This window comes from Sanguibacter inulinus (assembly GCF_013415325.1).
Taxonomy (GTDB): Bacteria; Actinomycetota; Actinomycetes; order Actinomycetales; family Cellulomonadaceae; genus Sanguibacter; species Sanguibacter inulinus.
On record NZ_JACBYE010000007.1, the window covers coordinates 41,439 to 58,357 of the forward strand.

The following is a 16,919-nucleotide window of genomic DNA, read 5'->3' on the forward strand; positions in this document are numbered from 1 at the left end:
GGGTGGTCGCATGTCAGCCCTCCGCTCCGACGCCGCGCGCAGCAGAGCGCGCATCCTCGAGGTCGCCCGGACCCACGACCGCGCCGCCCTGCGGCTCAACGACGTCGCCCGCGACGCCGGAGTCGGGGTCGGGACCGTCTACAGGCACTTCCCGACGATCCATGCCCTCGTCGAGGCGCTCTCCGCCGAGACCCTCGACGAGATGCTCGCGACTTCTCGTCGGGCGGCAGCAGACCCTGACCCGGGAGCAGGGCTCGCGCTCTACCTGCGATCTGCCCTCGCACTCCAGCTCGAGGACGGCGGTCTCCAGGCGGTGCTGCTCTCGCCCGAGGACGAGGCGGAGTCCGTCCGGACGGCCAAGCGCGAGATCTTCGAGACCTTCGCCTCCGTGCTCGAGGCTGCTCGTGGTGCCGGGGCCGTCAGGGCCGACCTCACGGTCGACCACCTCGCGCACCTCGTCTGCGGGATCGAGCACGCTGTGCGTCTCGGTTCGCCCGACGACCGCTCGCTCCTCGTCCAGGTGCTGCTCGACGGGCTGAGGCCCGCGCCCAGCCGCTGACACGGCGGGTGGCTTCAGCGCGAGTGCGCGGCTCCAGTCCCGCGGACCACGAGAGGCACGACCCGCACGAGGATCACCATCGAGACGAGCTCGACGAGGGTCTGCGTGACGACCGCTAGGGGTGCGATCGACAGGCTCTCCGGGAGGGCGAGCGCGAGCGGCAGGACGACGAGAGAGTTGCGGGTCGCGACCGAGAACACTGCGGCACGGGCTGCGGAGACGTCCAGGCGTGCGACGCGGCTCGCGAGGACTCCGACGGCCACGGCGACCACGACGAAGGCCACGTAGAGCGGCACGACGCGCGCGAGCGAGCGCACCTCGGCGCCGACAGCCGCGACCTGCGACCCGACGACGACCACGAGGGTGAGCATCATCAGCGGGACCATCGCTGCGGCCGTCGCCCTCTCGACGGCTCCTCCGGCGATCGCCCCGACGGTCCGACGGTCACGCTGTCCCCGCCGGCCCCGGGCGAGGGCCTGGACCCCGGCAGCGGCTGCGAGCGGGACGAGGATCAGCACGACGAAGGCCTCGACGAAGGGGCGCACGTCGACGACCTCGAGGACCTCAGGACCTGCGAAGAGAGAGAGGTAGACCGGCAGCAGGAGCATCTGGACGAGCATCAGCAGGGGAGAGGCAGCCAGCAGCCTCGCCCGCGCCCCGCCTGCGAGCCCCGTGAAGACGATGACGTAGTCGACGCACGGGGTCAGGAGCACGAGGAGCACACCGAGCAGCAGCCCCTGGTCGTCCGCGACGAACCGCGAGAGCCCGAAGACCACGACGGGCACGACGACGAAGTTCGCGACGAGGGCCGTCACCAGGAACCTCACGTCCTGGAGGGCCCGGCCTACCTCGATGAGCGGGACGCCCGAGAACGTCGCGAAGAGCAGCAGCGCGAGCACCGGGGTGATCGCCTGCTCGAGCGTCGACGCCACCTGGGGGAGGGCCAGGCCGATGGCCGCACCCAGGGCGATGGCGAGAAGGTAGAGCGGGACCTGCTGGCGGTCCCACCGCTCGACGACGCGAGAGCCGCGTCGCGCGTCGTCGGGGGGAGTGGTCATCCGCAGACCGTACCGCGAGGTCGCGACGCTCCGAGAGGCAGGACCAGCGGCCGCCGAGCCGCACATGATGGCGAGCTGCTCATGGTCGCCGAGCCGCACGTGGTCCCGCGTGCTCGGAGGTCTTCCTCAGCCGTGCTCCGGCGGCGCCCAGGGCACAGTCGGGTCGATGGTCGTCGCGATCTCCGCGCTGATGGTCGCGAGCTGGTGCACCTGTGCCTCGGAGAGCGGGGCGAAGACGAGCTCCTCGACGAGGGCGTGGTGTGCGGGCGTCGAGCGGACGACGAGGTCGTGCCCCTCGTCCGTGAGGATCGCGAGAGTGAAGCGGCCGTCGTCCGGGTCTGGGGAGCGCTGGACCCAGCCCTTCTTCTCCAGCCGGGAGATCGCCCGCGACAGCCTGGACAGCGTGCTGCTGGCGTAGCCGGCGAGCGTGCTCATGCGCAGCGACCTCTCGGTCGAGCTGTCGAGCGCGTAGAGCAGCCCGTGCTCGTAGTGGCTCAGGTCGTGGTCCCGCCGCAGCTGGGCGTCGAGCGCTGTCGGGAGGCGTTCGAGCACCGTGGCCAGGGAGGCCCAGGCGGCGAGGTGGTCACGGCTGAGGCCAGGCGGGGAGGCGGGCATGAGCCCAGTCTACGGACTTGCTCAGGCAAGTGACTCTCCGTAGTCTGACTTTCCCAGGCAAGTCATGCCGGGGAGAATCAGAGGAGAGCTCATGGATCTGCAGCTGCACGGCACGACGGCATTCATCAGCGGGTCGACCCGGGGCATCGGCCGCGCCGTGGCGTCGAGGCTCGCCGCAGAAGGCGCGAGGGTGGTCGTCAACGGCCGCACCCAGGAGACTGTCGACGCTGTCGTCGCCGACCTGCGACGCGCTCACCCCGGCGCTGATCACCGCGGGATCGTCGCGGACTTCGCCGACCCTGCGTCGGTGAGGTCGCTCGTCGACGAGCTCGGAGACGTCGACGTCCTCGTTAACAACGTCGGTCTCTTCGGACTCGCGGAGCTCGAGTCGGTGACCGACGACGAGTGGGTGCGCTACCTCGAGGTGAACCTGATGAGCGGGGTCCGGCTCTCTCGTCAGGTGCTGCCGGGGATGCTCGAGCGCGGTCGGGGCCGCATCGTCTTCATCAGCAGCGAGTCCGGGGTGAATGTCCCCGCCGACATGATCCACTACGGGGTCACCAAGGCCGCGATGATCGCGCTCGGCAACGGCCTCGCCAAGCGGACCCGCGGCACAGCCGTGACGGTCAACACCGTCCTCGGCGGCCCGACCTACTCGGACGGTGTCGCAGACGTGGTCCGGTCGGTCGCAGCAGCCCAGTCCGCGCCCGAAGACGCGGTCAAGGCCTCGATCATCGGTCAGAACCGGACGACGCTCCTCGAACGCTTCATCGACCCTGACGAGATCGCCTCGCTCGTCGCCTACCTGGCGAGCCCTCTCGCGTCGGCGACGAACGGGGCGACGGTCCGAGCGGACGGCGGGGTGCTCACGGGGATGCTCTGACGCCCGACGTCGGCAGCTAAGACCGCGACCGAGGCTGGGTCTGTCGGCTGCGCGCTGACGGCGCTAGCGTTCCCCTATGACCATCAAGCTCGAGAACGTCGGGATCGCCGTCCGAGACCTGGACGCCGCGGTCGCCTTCTTCACCGACCTCGGCCTGACGGTGATCGGCCGGGACACCGTCAGCGGCGAGTGGGCTGACACCGCTGTCGGGCTCGACGGCAACCACGCACGCATCGCGATGCTCGAGACCCCCGACGGTCAGGGGCGCCTCGAGCTCTTCGAGTACATCCACCCGGTGGCTCTCGAGACCGAGCCGACGCTGCCGCACCAGATCGGCATGCACAGGGTCGCCTTCTCGGTCGACGACCTCGACGCTGCCCTCGCGATCGCCGCGACGCACGGCTGCTACCCGCTCCGCGGGGTCGCCACCTACGAGGACGTGTACAGGCTCACGTATCTGCGTGGTCCGAGCGGCATCCTCGTGATGCTGGCTCAGGCCCTCAAGTCCTGAGGTCGTCGCAGGACCCCATGACCCCATGACCCCATGACCCCAGTCCGCGGGCATCGGGGCGAGATCGTCGCCCGAGGGCGCCGCGGTCGCGGTGACCGAGGTCCTGCCGGGCGCCGGGTCCGCCGGCCTGTCGGCCGATCGGGCGACGTCGGGTCGCCCGGTCAGCCGACGCGAGGACGGCACCCCGGCGACCACGATCGAGGGATGTCGACCTCACACGCCCTACGTCCTCCCCGTCCTGCCCGCGCTCCCCGTCCCTCCCGTCTTCGCCGCAGTCTCGGGCGCCGCCTCACGAGGGCCGTCACCGGGCTTCTTGTCGTGCTCGTCCTCCTGGTCCTCGCCGGGGTGGTCTACGAGCGGGTCGCCTCGGCCGGGGCGGCTGACAGGTTCCCGGCTCCGGGTGTGCTCGTCGACGTGGGGACGACGTCCTTGCACCTCCAGGTGACCCCGGGGCCCGCCGGGGCCCCCGTCGTCGTGCTCGTGGCGGGCAGCGGGGAGACCAGCCTGTCGTGGCGCGACGTCCCGGCCGGGCTCGCCGACGTCGCGACGGTCGTCTCGTACGACAGAGCAGGCACCGGGTGGAGCGAGCCGGCCACGACCTCGCGGACCGGCGAGCACATCGTCGCCGAGCTGCACGACGCCCTCATGGCAGCAGGCCTCGACGGTCCGTACGTCCTCGTCGGGCACTCGATGGGCGGTCTGTTCTCCAGGCTCTTCGCCGAGCGCTACCCGGACGAGGTGACGGGCCTCGTGCTCGTCGACGCCCGCCCGGAGGACGACGCGGCCCGGACGGCGCCGATCCTCGAGGCCGAGGGCTTCGCAGGGAACCCACCTGTCTGGTTGCTGTCGGCGCTCACCGAGACCGGGGTGATGCGGCTCTTCGCCGGGACCCTGCTGGCCGGCAGCGTCGATCCGGAGGACCAGGACAGGTTCGTCGACGTCGTCGCAGACCCGGAGTTCTTCAGGGTGCGCCAGGAGGAGGCGGACCTCGTCGGCTCGACCGAGGACGCCGTCCGCGGCCAGGATCTGGGAGGACTGCCCCTGGTGGTCGTCGCCCGCGGCGTCGCACAGGACTACGCGGCGGCCGGGCTCAGCACCGAGGCCGGGCAGGAGGTCGAGGCGATCTGGCAGGACGGGCAGCGCCGGCTCCTCGACCTCTCGAGCGCGAGCCGGCTGGTGGTCGCCGCCGAGAGCGGGCACCTGGTGATGCGTGACCAGCCCGAGGTCGTCGTCGAGGCCGTCCGGGACGTGGTCGCCGAGCTGCGCTGATGCGACGACGGGTCGTCTGCGGAGCACGCAGACGACCCGTCGCCGCCACGCGCCGCTAGACCACGTCGCCGAAGGACCGCAGCGTGATGCCCGTGAAGGCTGCGGGGCCACCGTCCGTGTAGAGCGAGATGCCGGTGTCTGCCGCGGTCAGGTGGACCTGCTGGGAGAGCACGGTGTGGCCGGCGTCGACGAAGACCTCCACGCTCTGGGTGTCGACGAGGATGCGCAGGTGCACCGACCGCGCGTCGGCGTCGATCGGGGCGGCGGCTCGCGACCAGGGCGCGAGCGAGTACCCGGCGAGGTCGGACGGCCCGCGGTCCACGTAGAGCTCGGCGCCGTGCTTGCCGATGTTCGTGTGCCGCGAGCCGTCGGCTGAACGGCCGACGGACACGCCCACGTTCGTCGCGGTGTCCCAGGAGATGTCGAGCTCGAGCTCGTAGGCGCGTCCCTCCCACGGGAGGACGAGGCTGCCGTCGACGGTGCGGTCGGGGAGGGTGGTGGTCGCGGTGACGTGGTCCCGCAACGCCGAGACTGGGGTGCTGAGCAGGCTGTACCAGCCACCGGGCTGGCGGGCGAGCCGCAGCTCCCGGACGACCGAGTTCTGCCCGTTGTACCCGTCGCTCACGTCGGTCGGGACGTCACGGGCGGCGTACTTCCAGTTGTTCATCCAGGCGATCGCGAGCCGCTTGGTCTCGGGCTCGTCGAGCGACGGCCAGGTGACCGCCGCGTACCAGTCCCAGCCCCAGTCGAGCCACTGCGGGGTGAGGTCGTCAGCCACCATCTGCTCGCCGTCCCAGGTCCCCGTCCAGTAGGCGTAGGTCATCGGCAGGCCGACGCCGTAGGCGTCCATGCTGGCCCCGAGCACCCAGTGGCGGGTGCCGTCGTCGGCCGTCATCTCGAAGAGGTCGGGGCACTCGATGCCACCGAGAGCATGGTCGGGGTAGTCGAAGTTGCGGCGCAGCGTCCAGTCGCGCAGGTTCGGCGAGGTGTAGAACGCGGCGTAGCGCAGGCGTCCGATCACGCAGACCCACTCGGCCCGGGCGGAGTCCCAGTGGATCTTGGGGTCGCGGAACCACTCGGCGTTCTCGATCTCGGCGGGCGTGACGGCGGCACGCCCGTCGGTGTTGACGATGACAGGGTCGGGCAGTGCGGTGAAGGTGAAGCCGCCGTCGGTCGACCAGTACAGGTACTGCTCCTGGTACCTGCGGACGCCGTCTGTCGGCTGCGTCGCCAGCGCGACGACAGCCCCGGCGCCGAAGCCGGCGGTGTTCGCGGTGTCCACGACAGCCGAGCCTGACCACACGGGGAAGTCGGGCTGCAGCGGCATCACGGTCCCGTGGTGGGTGAAGGTGACAGCGTCGGTCGTGGTCGCGTGGTCCCAGCCTCCAGGTCCGTTGTTCTGGCCGGAGTGCAGGTAGTACAGCTGGTAGGCCCCGCCCGTGGTGACAGGGCGCTGCGGGTCGCAGAGCCAGCCGCTCGGCGGGGTCATGTGGTAGACGGCGCGGAGCGAGCCCTGCGCTGCCCGGGCGGTGCCGGTGAGGGCGCTGCCGAAGGCCAGGGCGAGCGCCCCGGTCCCGGCTCCTCGGAGCACTGTGCGGCGTGAGATGGACGGCATCATTGCGGGTTCCTCTCGGAGGTGGTGGGCGCGACGGATCGGCCCCTCGGTGCGGTGCTGTGCTGTGCAGGGGGATCGCGGTGGGTGCTGCGGCCGGCGGACCGGCGTCGTGGTGGGTGCTGGAGCGGCTGCGCTGAGCCGAGTGCGGCTGCGGTCAGCCGAGTGCGGCTGTTGTCAGCCGAGTGCGGCGGCGGGGACGGGCATGCTGGTCTCCTGGTGAGCGCTGATGTCGACCACGGTGGCGTGCAGGGTCGCGGGGCGTGCCGCCTCGAGGCTCAGGGTCACGCCACGGGCACCGAGGAGGACCAGGTTGGACGCTGTCACCTCGCCGTCGCCGACGAAGACCTCGAGCAGCGGGCCGTCGAGGCTCAGGAGCAGCCGGGCCGGGCCGTCGCCGGTCAGCGGGACGGTGCTCGTCGACGGGAAGTCGGGGTGCACGGCCTCGGCCGCTGGTCCACCCCGGGTCAGGGACAGCGTCCTGCCGTGAGGGTCGTGCACGAGGTCCACGAAGGCGTCCTGGTCACCCCGCAGCCGGATGCTGAGCACGCCCGTGGCCGAGGGGTCCCAGCGGAGCTCGACGAGCGAGTGCCCGGAGAGGTGCAGATCAGCCGGCTGGTCGTCGACCAGCAGCGCCGTCGGCAGCACGCGGTCGAGGTACCCGCGGACGAATCCCGGCGGCGACTGCACGAGCGTGGGTCGCCCGTCGACCGTGCGCAGCGCCAGGGTGCGCGGCAGCGACATCGCGCCCCGCCACGGTGCTGAGGGGAACACCCGGGCGTAGTGCCAGTTGCTCATCCAGCCGATCGTGACGGACTCGCCGTCCGGGGCGTCGTCGAAGGTGACGGCCGCGTAGTAGTCGCGCCCGTGGTCGAGCCGGCGGAGCTCGGGGACCTCGGGCACGAAGGAGGTCCCGTCGAGGTGCCCGACGACGTAGTGCATTGACGAGCCCGCGGGATCGGGGTCCTCTCCGACGGGATTGGTGCTGAGCAGCAGCACCCACCGGGTGTCGTCGGCGTCTCCGTCCAGCGGCAGCCTGACCAGGTCAGGGCACTCCCACACGACGCCTGTCGCCCCGAAGGGGCCCGTCGTGCTCAGGTGCTCCCACGTCACCAGGTCGGTCGAGGAGTAGAGCAGGACCTGCCGGTCGTCGGCCTCGACGGTCAGCATGATCCAGCGCGGGGTGCCGCCGCCGTCGTCGTAGCGGATCACCTTGGGGTCCCGGAAGGCTGTCGTCCCCCGGTCGAGGACCGGGTTGGCCGGGTCGAGGTCCCAGGTGAGGCCCCCGTCGACGCTGGTCGCGCGGGACTGCGCCTGGTGCCCGTCGTCGTAGGCGCTCGTGTAGTAGGCGGTGAGCACGTCGTCGCCCGTGCGCGACGCGACGACGGAGCCGGAGTAGATCTGCTCACCGGGCCTGTGGGCGATCGCCACGGGGAGCTCGGTCCAGTGCTCGAGGTCGGGGCTGGTGGCGTGCCCCCAGCTCATGTTGCCCCAGTCGGGACCCTCAGGGTTGTGCTGGAAGAACAGGTGCCACAGGCCTCCGTGGTGCACGAGCCCGTTGGGGTCGTTCATCCAGTGCTGTCGTGGGGTGAAGTGGAAGCTGGGGCGCGGCGCGCCGGTGCTCGTCGTCTGCACGGGATCCTCTCCTCAGACCGAGTGCCGGAGCACCGGCGGGCAGGCGACGAGACGGGGCTCGTCGTCCGGGGCAGGGTCGACGCCGAGGAGCATGCGCACGCCCGCGGCGCCGAGCTCGTAGTGCGGCAGCGCGACCGTGGACAGGGTGGGACGCAGGTGGGCGGCGATGACGTCCTGGTTGTCGAAGCCGATCACGGCGACGTCGTCGGGGATGCGAAGCCCGCGCTCGCGCAGGCCGTCGTACACGCCCATCGCCACGCGGTCGTTGTGGCAGAACACTGCGCTCGCACCGGAGTCGACGACGTGGGACGTCCCGGCGTAGCCGCCGCCCTGGTCGGGCGCGACAGGGAGGACGAGCGCCGGGTCGAACCCGATGCCTGCGGCCTCGAGCGCGGACCTGTAGCCGGCCAGACGTCCGGTCTGGGCGGGGGACGGGGTGGTGGTGTTGAGGAAGGCGATGCGCCGGTGCCCGTGAGCGAGGAGCTCTTCGGTCGCGGTCCGCCCGCCCTGCTCCTCGTCCGGGACCACGGCGGGCAGGCCGCTGCCGTCGGCGAAGCAGTCGACCAGGATCGTGTCGGTCTGGTGGAGCGCCTCGGGGACGGAGATCTCGCGGTGGTACCAGCTCGAGTAGAGGATCCCGCGGACCTGGTGCTCGAGCATCATCGCGATGGCGTCGTCCTCGACCGCCGCGTTGCCGTCGGTGTTGGCGACCAGCAGGACGAAGCCGTGCTTCCACGCCTCGTCCTGCGCGCCGTGGATGATCTGGCCTGCGAAGGGGGTCGTGGCGATCTCGTCGGCGACCAGGCCGATGAACGCCGACGTCCCGCGGGAGAGGGTCTTGGCCAGAACGTTCGGGCGGTAGCCGAGCTGCTCGACGGCCTCCTGGACCCGTCGCCGGGCGTCCTTGCCGATGCGTGCACCAGGCTTGTCGTTCACGACGTGGGAGACCGTCGAGACCGAGACGCCGGAGAGCTTCGCGACGTCTCGCATCGTGACCGCCGCACCGTGCTTGCTGCTGCCTGCCGTGGTCATCCCTTGGTCGCCCCGCTCTCGAGTCCGTTGATCATTGCCTTGTTCAGCACGAGGAACACCAGCAGCAGCGGCGTCACGGTGACGCACACGGCTGCGAAGGTCGCCGTCCAGTCAGTGTTCCCCATCGCACCGATGTAGTTCTGCAGGCCGAGCGGGATCGTCTTGAGGCCGTCGGAGAGGACGAAGGTGTTGGCGAAGATGAAGTCGTTCCAGATGAAGATCGAGTTGACCAGCACCACGGTGATGATCGTGTTGAGGGACAGCGGGAGGGTGATCTGCCCGAAGATCCTGTACGGGCCTGCGCCGTCGAGCGAGGCCGCCTCGTACATCTCCCGCGGGATGTACTCGTAGAAGGACGAGAACAGGTAGACGGCCATCGGCAGGGCGAAGGCGGCGAGCGGGATGATCATCGACAGGTGGGTGTCGAGCAGCCCCACCCGGGAGTAGTCGATGAACAGCGGCACGAGCGCGATCTGCACGGGCACGATGATCCCGAGCAGGAACAGGGCCCGCACGAAGCCGCTGAGCCGGAAGCCGAGCACCTGGAGGGCGAAGGCCGCCATCATGCCGGCCACCACGATGAGCGCGCTCGCCCCGAGCGTGACGATCAGGCTGTTGAGGACGTTGAGCCCGAGGTTCCCGGTGGCGAAGGCGCGCGAGTAGTTGTCGAGCGTGAGGTCCGACGGCAGGGCGAAGGGGTTGCCCCCGGCGAAGTCGGAGGCCGTGCGGAAGCTCGTGAGCAGCAGCCATACGAGCGGGTACACCTGGACGAGGACGATGAGCACGACCGTCGCGGTGAGCACTGTCGCGGTCACGAGTCGTCCCTTCGACGGAAGATGAGGAAGATCAGGCCCACGGCGACGAGGCACTCGAGGACGATGAAGACCGAGATCGCGCTCGCGTAGCCGTAGTCGGTGTGGACGAAGGCGGTCTTGTACATGTAGGTCGTCAAGAGCTCGGAGGACTGCCCGGGGCCGCCGTTGGTGAGCAGGTACGGGATGTCGAAGCCGCGCAGCGCGAAGGTCGTGGCCATGACGGTCGTGGTGATCCACACGGGGCGGATGTACGGGAACCGGATCCGCCAGAAGATCTGCCACCACGACGCGCCGTCGAGGCGTGCGGCCTCCTCGAGCTCGCTCGGCACCGCGATGAGGGCGGCGTAGATGATGAGCATGTAGAGCCCCGTGAAGCGCCAGCCCTCGGGGACCGAGACGGCGGCGAGCACCGTGCTGACGTCCGAGAGCCACGCGGTCTGCAGGTTCTCCAGCCCGACCCAGGCGAGGGCCTGGTTGAGCAGGCCGACAGGCTCGAGGGAGTAGAGGCGCTGGAAGAGCAGCGCGATGGCCACCGTCGAGATCACCGCGGGCAGCAGGTAGAGGGTCTTGACGAGCTCGCGGGCGCGGGGGAGCGCTGTGAGCAGCCCCGCGACGACGAGTGCGCCGCCGAGCTGGAGCACCAGGCAGATGGCGAGGTAGCCGAGGGCGTTGCGGAAGGAGGTCCAGAAGACGTCGTCGCGGGTGAGCATCTTGACGTAGTTGTCGACGCCGACGAAGGACATGTCGGTGATGCCGTCCCAGCGGAAGAGGCTCAGGACGAGCGACTGCCCGATCGGCAGCAGGACGGCCAGGGCGTAGACCAGCAGGGGTGGGACGAGGAAGACGAGCACCGACAGGCGCGAGCGGCGCGGGAGCATCGACGTCCGCATCGGTGCGCGCGAGCGGGAGCGGACCGGTGCGGGCTTGCCGACCTGCGCTGCCTCCTGCGGCGCCTCCTGCGGTGGGCGGGCCGGTCCGGCTCCGGCGTGGGCGAGCCCGGTCATCGCAGGTTCTCCGCCAGGGCCGCGTCCATCGTCGTGGTGAACTCCTCGGGCGTGATGTCGCCCTGCACCAGGAGGGTGAGCTCTTGCTGCAGGCGGGTGTTGGTCGCGGGGTCGAGCTGGGTGTCCCAGGGCATCGCGATCGCGGTGCCGACCTCGTCGGCCTGCGTGACCAGTCGGGAGTAGAGGTCTGTCGCGTCCGCCGGGATGGTCGTCTGGGCGGTCGTCGTCGGGGACAGCGCGCCGGTGGCTGCGTAGATCTCCGGGTAGCGCTCGAGGGCGTAGCCGAGGAAGTCCCGCACGAGCGGGTCGTAGGTCTGCGCGTTGACCGCCATGCCGATGCCCGACGGGGTCACGTACTCGTTCTCAGCCGTCACCGCACCTTCGACCGTCGGCAGGGTGAAGTAGTCGACCGAGCCCTGCACCGCGGGGTCGAGCGCCTCGGTCGCGAGGTTGCCCAGCTCCCACGTGCCGATGTTGTACACGGCTGCCTTGCCCGAGGTGAACAGCGCCTGGGCGTCGGCGTAGCCGGTCGAGGAGAAGCCCTCGGCGAAGCAGCCTGCCTCGCCCAGGTCGGCGAGCCACTGGGCTGCTGCCTGACCGGCTGGGTCGGCGAAGGACGCGTCACCGTTCTTGAGGTCCTGGATGAAGTCGGCCCCGGTCAGACGGAAGGGGTAGTAGGCCATGTACCTCTCGAGGGGCCACTGGTCCTGGCCGTCGAGCGCGATGGGGGTGACGCCGGCGCTGCGCAGCGCCGTGCACATCGCGGGGAAGTCGTCGAGGGTGGCGGGGACGCTCACCCCGGCCTGCTCGAAGATCGCGGTGTTGTACCAGAACACCTCGAGCTGGAACTCGAAGGGGACCATGTACAGGGAGCCGTCGTCGAAGCGCTGGTAGCTGAGCGCCGCCTCGCGGTAGTCGTCGTCGAGACCGAGGTCGGCGAGCAGCAGGTCGATGTCGACCATGCGGTCCTGGCCTGCGAGCTTCTGGGCGAAGGGCGTGGCGTCGGTGTCGAAGAGCTCGGGGAGCTTGTTCGCCGCGGCGAGGGTCTCGTACTTCTGGATGTACGACGGCCTGTCGGGCGTGGTGATGAGGTTGAGCGAGAACCCCGGGTGGTCGGCCGCGTACTCGTCGGCGATCTGCTCCATCGCGGTGATCACACCGCCGTCGGCAGGCCGTGACAGGAGCCAGGAGATCTCGCGGGGCTCGATCTCTCCTTCGGGGTTCACGTCGGTGGGGTCGGCTCCGCCGGCCGCGCCCCCGCAGCCGCTGAGGGCGAGGGCGGCGGCGGTGACGGCGGCTGTGAGGAGTGCTGCGGTGCGCTTCCTGGTGACCATGGTCGAATCTCCGTTGATCGAGGGGGGTGGTCGGGTGGCAGGGGGGATGTCTAGGTGGTGGCGGCGAGCAGGTCGCCGTCGAGGGTGGCGGCGTCCAGCGGGCGCCCGGGCTGTGGTGTGGCACGGGGGGCGAGGGTGAGGTGGGAGAGCGTGCCCGTGCCCTCTCCGACGAAGGCGCCGACCCGTCCCGCAGGGCGGTCGTACAGACGGGTGCTCAGCACCGTCGCGTCGTCGACCGTGGCGACGCACAGGTCGCCGTCGACGATCACCTCGAGGTCGTGCTCACCGGGGTCGAGCCGGCACGGCCGCTCGAGCTCGACGACGAAGGGCACGTCCCCGGAGATGTGCCACTGCTCGGTCCCGGTCTGCTGGCGCGGCCACCTGTCGAGGACGAGCCGGTGCCTGTGCGGCTCGAGGCGCAGCACGTAGCCCTCGTCCCCGTCGGCGCTCGCGCGCAGCAGGAGGCCGGCCTCCCGGGTGCCCTCGGAGAGGTCGAACCGGGCGGAGAGCCTGAACGCGGACGGGGCGTCCTCGGACGAGACGACGCTCGTGCACCCGTCGGGTGCGCTCAGCACGGTCTCGGCCGGGACGACGTCGACGGGGTCGGCGAAGGTGTCGCGCAGCTCCTGGGTGGGGTGGAAGGCGAGAGTGCCGTCAGCGCGCTGCTCGGCCTCGAGGACGGACATGGTGCCCGCCCACTGCCATGCGCCGTCGTCGGCCCCACCCTCGCGGGAGGCGATCCAGCCGAAGAACAGGCGCCGACCGTCGCGCTCCGCCGACTTGGCGGCGTAGAACGCCCGCCCGTCGAGCGTGTCGTGCTCGGGGACGAACCACGGGCCGTCGAGGGAGCGGGCCATCCTGTAGCGCGTGGTGAAGGCGTCGCTGAACTCGGAGTACACGAGGTACCACCACCCGCCCCACTGGAACACCTCGGGGCACTCGAGGGCGACGTACCTGCGCGGGTCCCAGAACGGCTCTGCGGGCTCCCAGGTGCTGAGGTCGCGGGAGACGCACTGCGCGACGACACCGCGGCGGCGGTCGGGTCCGTGGTCGTGACGGGCCGTGACGAGCATCCGCCACAGACCGGCCTCGGCGTCCCAGAAGACGAAGGGGTCACGCCAGTCCCCGGTCTCGTAGCCCGGTGACGCACCGAAGGTCTCAGCGGGGTGACCCTGCCAGGACCGCATGCCGTCGCGGCTCGTCGCGTGCATGACGAGCTGGAGCGGTCGTCCGTCAGCACCGACGACCGCCGGGTTCTGGCCTGTGTAGAAGGCGTGGTGGGTCCCTTCGGCGTCGACGACGATGCTGCCCGTGTAGACGTTGAAGTCTGCGGCGGTCGGGCCTCCCGAGGGGAGCGCCTCGCCCGTGCTGCGGAAGGTGACGAGGTCGTCGGTGACGACCCTGTGCCACGGCATGCCGTCGGCCGGTACGCGGCGCGTCTCGTGCAGGTAGAAGAGGTGGAAGACCCCGTCCTCCTGCCAGGGGATGACATCCCCCACCCATGCGCCGTCCGGCTGGTAGAACCCTCGCTGGTCCATTGCTACCTCGTCATCGTGGTTAAGCGGTTGCGCACACCGTAATGCGCCGATGCCGGGATGGTCAACCGGTTGACCAAAGTGCGGCAGCCCAGGCACCACTCGTGGCCCTCACACCGGTCACGCGTGCCCCGGCGATGGGGACCGGGAGAACTCCCCATCGCCGGACGGCCCGCTGCCGCAGAGCGGCAGGTACGTTCTGGGGGCACCGTTCACCTGGTCGCGGGACGACTCCGCGGCCCCGTCGTCAGGATCCCAGCCCATGAAGATCGCACGCTCTCTCACCGCCACGGCCCTCACCGCAGGGTTGGTGCTCGCCCTGGGTGCGTGCTCGTCCGACGACTCGAGATCGGGTGACGCGACCACGGACGTCACGCAGGACGACGCGACAGGCACCGGGACGACGGACGACGCCACCGAGGAGACGACGGGCGAGGATGAGGAGCTCTCGGACAGCAGCGACGACGCGAGCTCGGACGACGACGTGACAGGGAACGCACCGGAGGACTTCGGTGTCCAGGGTGCTACGTCAGAGGAGATCAAGACCTCCTGCGAGAGCTTCAACACGATCGTCTCGGACCTGCGCGCGGTCGAGCCCGGAGACACCGACGCCTACGACGACATCTACCTCCGCGCCGAGGACGAGAAGGACACGGCTCCGACCGAGACCTACGGGCTCTTCGCGGTGCTGTCGCTGCTGGCGCTCGAGGCGGGTTCCGGCGGGACCGAGGACGAGACCATGAGCACGATGATGGACGCGATCACCTACTCGGCCGGTGCCTGCACCGCCGAGGACGTCACGCTCACCTTCTGAGGCGCGGCGGGCGAGCCGCGATCCGCTCCGGCACGACCTCGCCGGGCCCCGCGCGCGGTCACTGCAGAAAAGGCGCTGGTGCTCCCCATCTCTGGCTCGTGGCGCCGCCAGCGCCTCGGCTCCTCATCCCCGGCGGGTGATGAGCGCGGACGCTGCGACGAGCACCATGGGCATCATGCCGTCACACCCGACGCCGGTCCCACAGCCTCTGCCGAGCCTGCACTCCAGGCGGTACCGCCAGCTGCTCCTCCTCGCAGCGGCCGTCGGCGTGCCCGTGTCGGCGGTCGCCTTCGCGTACCTGCAGCTCGTCCACCACACGCAGCACTGGGTCTACCACGACCTCCCGTCGGCGCTCGGGCTGGACCCTGTGCCGCTCTGGTGGCCTGTGCCACCGCTCGTCCTGGCGGGGCTGATCGTCGGGCTGTGCGTCCGGTACCTCCCCGGGAAGGGTGGGGACTCTCCGGCCGACGGCTTCCACGCGGGCCCTCCGCCGCGGCCACGCGAGATCCCTGGCATCGCGCTGGCGGCGCTGGCGAGCCTCGGTCTCGGTGCCGTCGTCGGACCGGAGGCGCCGCTCATCGCCCTCGGGGCAGGGCTAGCCGCGTGGGCCCCGAGCCTCGTGAAGCGCGGCGACGACGAGCAGGCCGTCGCCGTGCTGGGGGCTGCCGGTGCCTTCGCCGCGATCAGCCTGCTCCTCGGGTCGCCGCTGCTCGGCGCGTTCCTCCTCATGGAGGCCTCCGCGACCGGAGGCGCGGCGCTCGGCTTCATGCTCGTCCCAGGCCTGCTCGCCTCTGGTGTCGGCGCGCTCGTCATCGTGGGGCTGGGCTCCCTCACCGGGCTCGGGACCGCATCGCTCGCCATCCCTGCCCTCCCGGACTTCGTACGGCCCGACGTGCCGCAGCTTGGGTGGGCTGTCGTCATCGGCCTGGCCGCGCCGTTCCTCGGCATCGGTGTGCGCAGGCTCTCCAGACTCGTCCGCACGCGGGGCGCAGGCCGGCCGGTCCTGGCGCCTGTCGTCGTGGCCTTCCTCGTCGGACTCGTCGCCATGGCGTACGGCGCGGTCTCCGACCGGAGCCCGGAGGCTGTGCTCTTCTCGGGCGAGACCGCGCTGGGCCCGCTCCTGGTCCACGCCTCCGACTACTCCGTCGGTGCCCTCGTGCTCCTCGTCGTCTTCAAGAGCCTCACCTATGCGCTGTCGCTCGGCGTCTTCCGTGGGGGCCCGGTGTTCCCCGGGATGTTCATCGGGGCTGCGGGCGGGATCGCCCTGTCCCACGCGCCAGGGCTCCAGACGGTGGCCGGTGCAGCGATGGGGATCGGCGCGATGTGCGTCGTCATGCTCCGGATGCCCCTCGTCTCGGTGCTGCTCGCCACGCTGCTGCTGTCCCAGGGGCTGTCGGTCATGCCGCTCGTGATCGTCTCCGTCGTCGTGGCGCACGTCGTCATGTCGTTCCTGACCCGGGGTGACGACGCCCCGCAGGAACCGTTCCCGACAGGGCGGCCGCCGGGCGCTGCAGCAGGCTCCGGGTAGGCAGCGGGCGTCTGCCACTGAGGGCCTCGGCAGTCGACCACCGCTGCTGGCAGCAGTGGGTCTGCGAGGATCGTCGGGTGACGATCTCGCTCCGCCCCCTCGCCCCGCAGGACCTCCCTCGATGGCTCGACAGGAGCGCCGCGGAGTACGCGACCGATCTTGTCGCCCTCGGCGCGACACCTGAAGACGCCCGTCGCCGGGCGCGCGAGAGCCTCGACCGCGACTTCCCCGGGGGACGGCCGACAGGCGGGCACGCGGTGTTCGATCTCGTCGACGCGTCAGGTGGCGCTGTCGGGTATCTCTGGATCGGGCCGGACACCTCCGACGACCCTGCAGCGTGGTGGGTGTGGGACGTCGTCGTCGACGCCGAGCACCGCGGTGAGGGCTACGGCCGCCAGGCGATGCTGCTCGGCGAGGACTACGCACGCGCACAGGGCGCGACGACCCTGGGCCTGAGCGTCTTCGGGTTCAACACGAGCGCTCGCGGGCTCTACGAGTCGCTCGGCTACGAGACCACCTCGGTGAAGATGGCGAAGCCCCTCGTCTGACCCGACGCTGCCCGCGGCACCCCGCGGCACCCGGCGGCACCCGGCGGCACCCGGCGGCACCCGACGCTGCCCGCGCTGCCCGTGCTGCCCGCGGTCGACGAGGTCGCATCTCTGCCCGCGAGGTCGTACGGACACGTCGGAACCCAGGCCTGGTAGACGAGATCTGG

Annotated in this window: 16 protein-coding genes; 7 read left to right on the forward strand and 9 right to left on the reverse strand. The window is 70.9% G+C overall.

What is annotated here, in order from left to right; translation table 11 throughout:
• Positions 1 to 10 precede the first annotated feature (10 nt).
• Entirely contained in the window at positions 11 to 559 is a 549-nt protein-coding gene (locus tag HZZ10_RS04500) for a TetR/AcrR family transcriptional regulator (protein ID WP_179912582.1), read from the forward strand.
• Between the two features lie 14 nt (positions 560 to 573).
• Here the strand turns inward: HZZ10_RS04500 and HZZ10_RS04505 are convergent, their stop codons facing one another.
• On the reverse strand, positions 574 to 1,617 hold the full coding sequence (locus tag HZZ10_RS04505) for an arsenic resistance protein (protein ID WP_179912583.1): 1,044 nt from the start codon (positions 1,615 to 1,617) through the stop codon (positions 574 to 576).
• Between the two features lie 126 nt (positions 1,618 to 1,743).
• A complete protein-coding gene (locus HZZ10_RS04510) occupies positions 1,744 to 2,232 on the reverse strand; it encodes a MarR family winged helix-turn-helix transcriptional regulator (RefSeq protein ID WP_179912584.1) in 489 nt (162 codons plus the stop codon).
• 91 nt (positions 2,233 to 2,323) lie between these two features.
• On the opposite strand from HZZ10_RS04510, the gene HZZ10_RS04515 reads away from it, so the two are divergent.
• The 3 genes from HZZ10_RS04515 to HZZ10_RS04525 all read left to right on the forward strand — a co-directional run bounded on the left by HZZ10_RS04515 (position 2,324) and on the right by HZZ10_RS04525 (position 4,895).
• Positions 2,324 to 3,115 carry an SDR family NAD(P)-dependent oxidoreductase gene (locus tag HZZ10_RS04515; protein WP_156382721.1) on the forward strand — a complete coding sequence of 264 codons (792 nt, stop codon included), beginning with the start codon at positions 2,324 to 2,326 and terminating at the stop codon, positions 3,113 to 3,115.
• Between the two features lie 76 nt (positions 3,116 to 3,191).
• Positions 3,192 to 3,626 carry a VOC family protein gene (locus HZZ10_RS04520; protein WP_056131305.1) on the forward strand — a complete coding sequence of 145 codons (435 nt, stop codon included), beginning with the start codon at positions 3,192 to 3,194 and terminating at the stop codon, positions 3,624 to 3,626.
• Positions 3,627 to 3,944: 318 nt separating this feature from the next.
• Positions 3,945 to 4,895, forward strand: coding sequence for an alpha/beta fold hydrolase (locus HZZ10_RS04525; RefSeq protein ID WP_218928435.1), 951 nt, complete (start codon positions 3,945 to 3,947; stop codon positions 4,893 to 4,895).
• 55 nt (positions 4,896 to 4,950) lie between these two features.
• Here HZZ10_RS04525 and HZZ10_RS04530 read toward each other — a convergent pair whose 3' ends face one another.
• From HZZ10_RS04530 to HZZ10_RS04560, 7 genes are all read right to left on the reverse strand, one after another.
• On the reverse strand, positions 4,951 to 6,513 hold the full coding sequence (locus HZZ10_RS04530) for a glycoside hydrolase family 32 protein (protein WP_179912586.1): 1,563 nt from the start codon (positions 6,511 to 6,513) through the stop codon (positions 4,951 to 4,953).
• 171 nt (positions 6,514 to 6,684) lie between these two features.
• Entirely contained in the window at positions 6,685 to 8,142 is a 1,458-nt protein-coding gene (locus HZZ10_RS20010) for a glycoside hydrolase family 32 protein (protein ID WP_308507485.1), read from the reverse strand.
• A gap of 12 nt (positions 8,143 to 8,154) precedes the next feature.
• The gene (locus HZZ10_RS04540; protein ID WP_179912587.1) at positions 8,155 to 9,174 is read right to left on the reverse strand and encodes a LacI family DNA-binding transcriptional regulator; all 1,020 of its coding nucleotides are present in this window, start codon (positions 9,172 to 9,174) and stop codon (positions 8,155 to 8,157) included.
• Complete coding sequence (locus HZZ10_RS04545; protein ID WP_179912588.1) at positions 9,171 to 10,043, reverse strand: carbohydrate ABC transporter permease; 873 nt, start codon at positions 10,041 to 10,043, stop codon at positions 9,171 to 9,173. Before HZZ10_RS04545 ends, HZZ10_RS04540 begins: the two co-directional genes overlap by 4 nt.
• Positions 9,986 to 10,867 (reverse strand): carbohydrate ABC transporter permease, encoded by an 882-nt coding sequence (locus HZZ10_RS04550; protein WP_179912661.1) that lies wholly within the window; start codon positions 10,865 to 10,867, stop codon positions 9,986 to 9,988. The genes HZZ10_RS04545 and HZZ10_RS04550 overlap by 58 nt, the downstream gene beginning before the upstream one ends.
• Before the next feature lie 122 nt (positions 10,868 to 10,989).
• Positions 10,990 to 12,327, reverse strand: coding sequence for an ABC transporter substrate-binding protein (locus HZZ10_RS04555; protein ID WP_179912589.1), 1,338 nt, complete (start codon positions 12,325 to 12,327; stop codon positions 10,990 to 10,992).
• Positions 12,328 to 12,377: 50 nt separating this feature from the next.
• Entirely contained in the window at positions 12,378 to 13,865 is a 1,488-nt protein-coding gene (locus HZZ10_RS04560; protein WP_179912590.1) for a glycoside hydrolase family 32 protein, read from the reverse strand.
• Positions 13,866 to 14,124: 259 nt separating this feature from the next.
• Between HZZ10_RS04560 and HZZ10_RS04565 the strand changes: the two genes are divergently transcribed.
• The 3 genes from HZZ10_RS04565 to HZZ10_RS04575 all read left to right on the forward strand — a co-directional run bounded on the left by HZZ10_RS04565 (position 14,125) and on the right by HZZ10_RS04575 (position 16,752).
• The gene (locus tag HZZ10_RS04565; RefSeq protein WP_179912591.1) at positions 14,125 to 14,676 is read left to right on the forward strand and encodes a hypothetical protein; all 552 of its coding nucleotides are present in this window, start codon (positions 14,125 to 14,127) and stop codon (positions 14,674 to 14,676) included.
• Positions 14,677 to 14,851: 175 nt separating this feature from the next.
• Positions 14,852 to 16,204 carry a chloride channel protein gene (locus HZZ10_RS04570; protein ID WP_218928436.1) on the forward strand — a complete coding sequence of 451 codons (1,353 nt, stop codon included), beginning with the start codon at positions 14,852 to 14,854 and terminating at the stop codon, positions 16,202 to 16,204.
• Between the two features lie 77 nt (positions 16,205 to 16,281).
• The gene (locus HZZ10_RS04575; RefSeq protein WP_179912593.1) at positions 16,282 to 16,752 is read left to right on the forward strand and encodes a GNAT family N-acetyltransferase; all 471 of its coding nucleotides are present in this window, start codon (positions 16,282 to 16,284) and stop codon (positions 16,750 to 16,752) included.
• Positions 16,753 to 16,919: the final 167 nt, after the last annotated feature.

What these genes read in the sequence shown, in the direction of transcription:
- HZZ10_RS04500 (WP_179912582.1), top strand. Translation starts at nt 11, where the DNA reads ATGTCAGCCCTCCGCTCCGACGCCGCGCGCAGCAGAGCGCGCATCCTC.
- HZZ10_RS04505 (WP_179912583.1), bottom strand. Translation starts at nt 1,617, where the DNA reads ATGACCACTCCCCCCGACGACGCGCGACGCGGCTCTCGCGTCGTCGAG.
- HZZ10_RS04510 (WP_179912584.1), bottom strand. Translation starts at nt 2,232, where the DNA reads ATGCCCGCCTCCCCGCCTGGCCTCAGCCGTGACCACCTCGCCGCCTGG.
- HZZ10_RS04515 (WP_156382721.1), top strand. Translation starts at nt 2,324, where the DNA reads ATGGATCTGCAGCTGCACGGCACGACGGCATTCATCAGCGGGTCGACC.
- HZZ10_RS04520 (WP_056131305.1), top strand. Translation starts at nt 3,192, where the DNA reads ATGACCATCAAGCTCGAGAACGTCGGGATCGCCGTCCGAGACCTGGAC.
- HZZ10_RS04530 (WP_179912586.1), bottom strand. Translation starts at nt 6,513, where the DNA reads ATGATGCCGTCCATCTCACGCCGCACAGTGCTCCGAGGAGCCGGGACC.
- HZZ10_RS04540 (WP_179912587.1), bottom strand. Translation starts at nt 9,174, where the DNA reads ATGACCACGGCAGGCAGCAGCAAGCACGGTGCGGCGGTCACGATGCGA.
- HZZ10_RS04550 (WP_179912661.1), bottom strand. Translation starts at nt 10,867, where the DNA reads ATGCTCCCGCGCCGCTCGCGCCTGTCGGTGCTCGTCTTCCTCGTCCCA.
- HZZ10_RS04555 (WP_179912589.1), bottom strand. Translation starts at nt 12,327, where the DNA reads ATGGTCACCAGGAAGCGCACCGCAGCACTCCTCACAGCCGCCGTCACC.
- HZZ10_RS04560 (WP_179912590.1), bottom strand. Translation starts at nt 13,865, where the DNA reads ATGGACCAGCGAGGGTTCTACCAGCCGGACGGCGCATGGGTGGGGGAT.
- HZZ10_RS04565 (WP_179912591.1), top strand. Translation starts at nt 14,125, where the DNA reads ATGAAGATCGCACGCTCTCTCACCGCCACGGCCCTCACCGCAGGGTTG.
- HZZ10_RS04570 (WP_218928436.1), top strand. Translation starts at nt 14,852, where the DNA reads ATGCCGTCACACCCGACGCCGGTCCCACAGCCTCTGCCGAGCCTGCAC.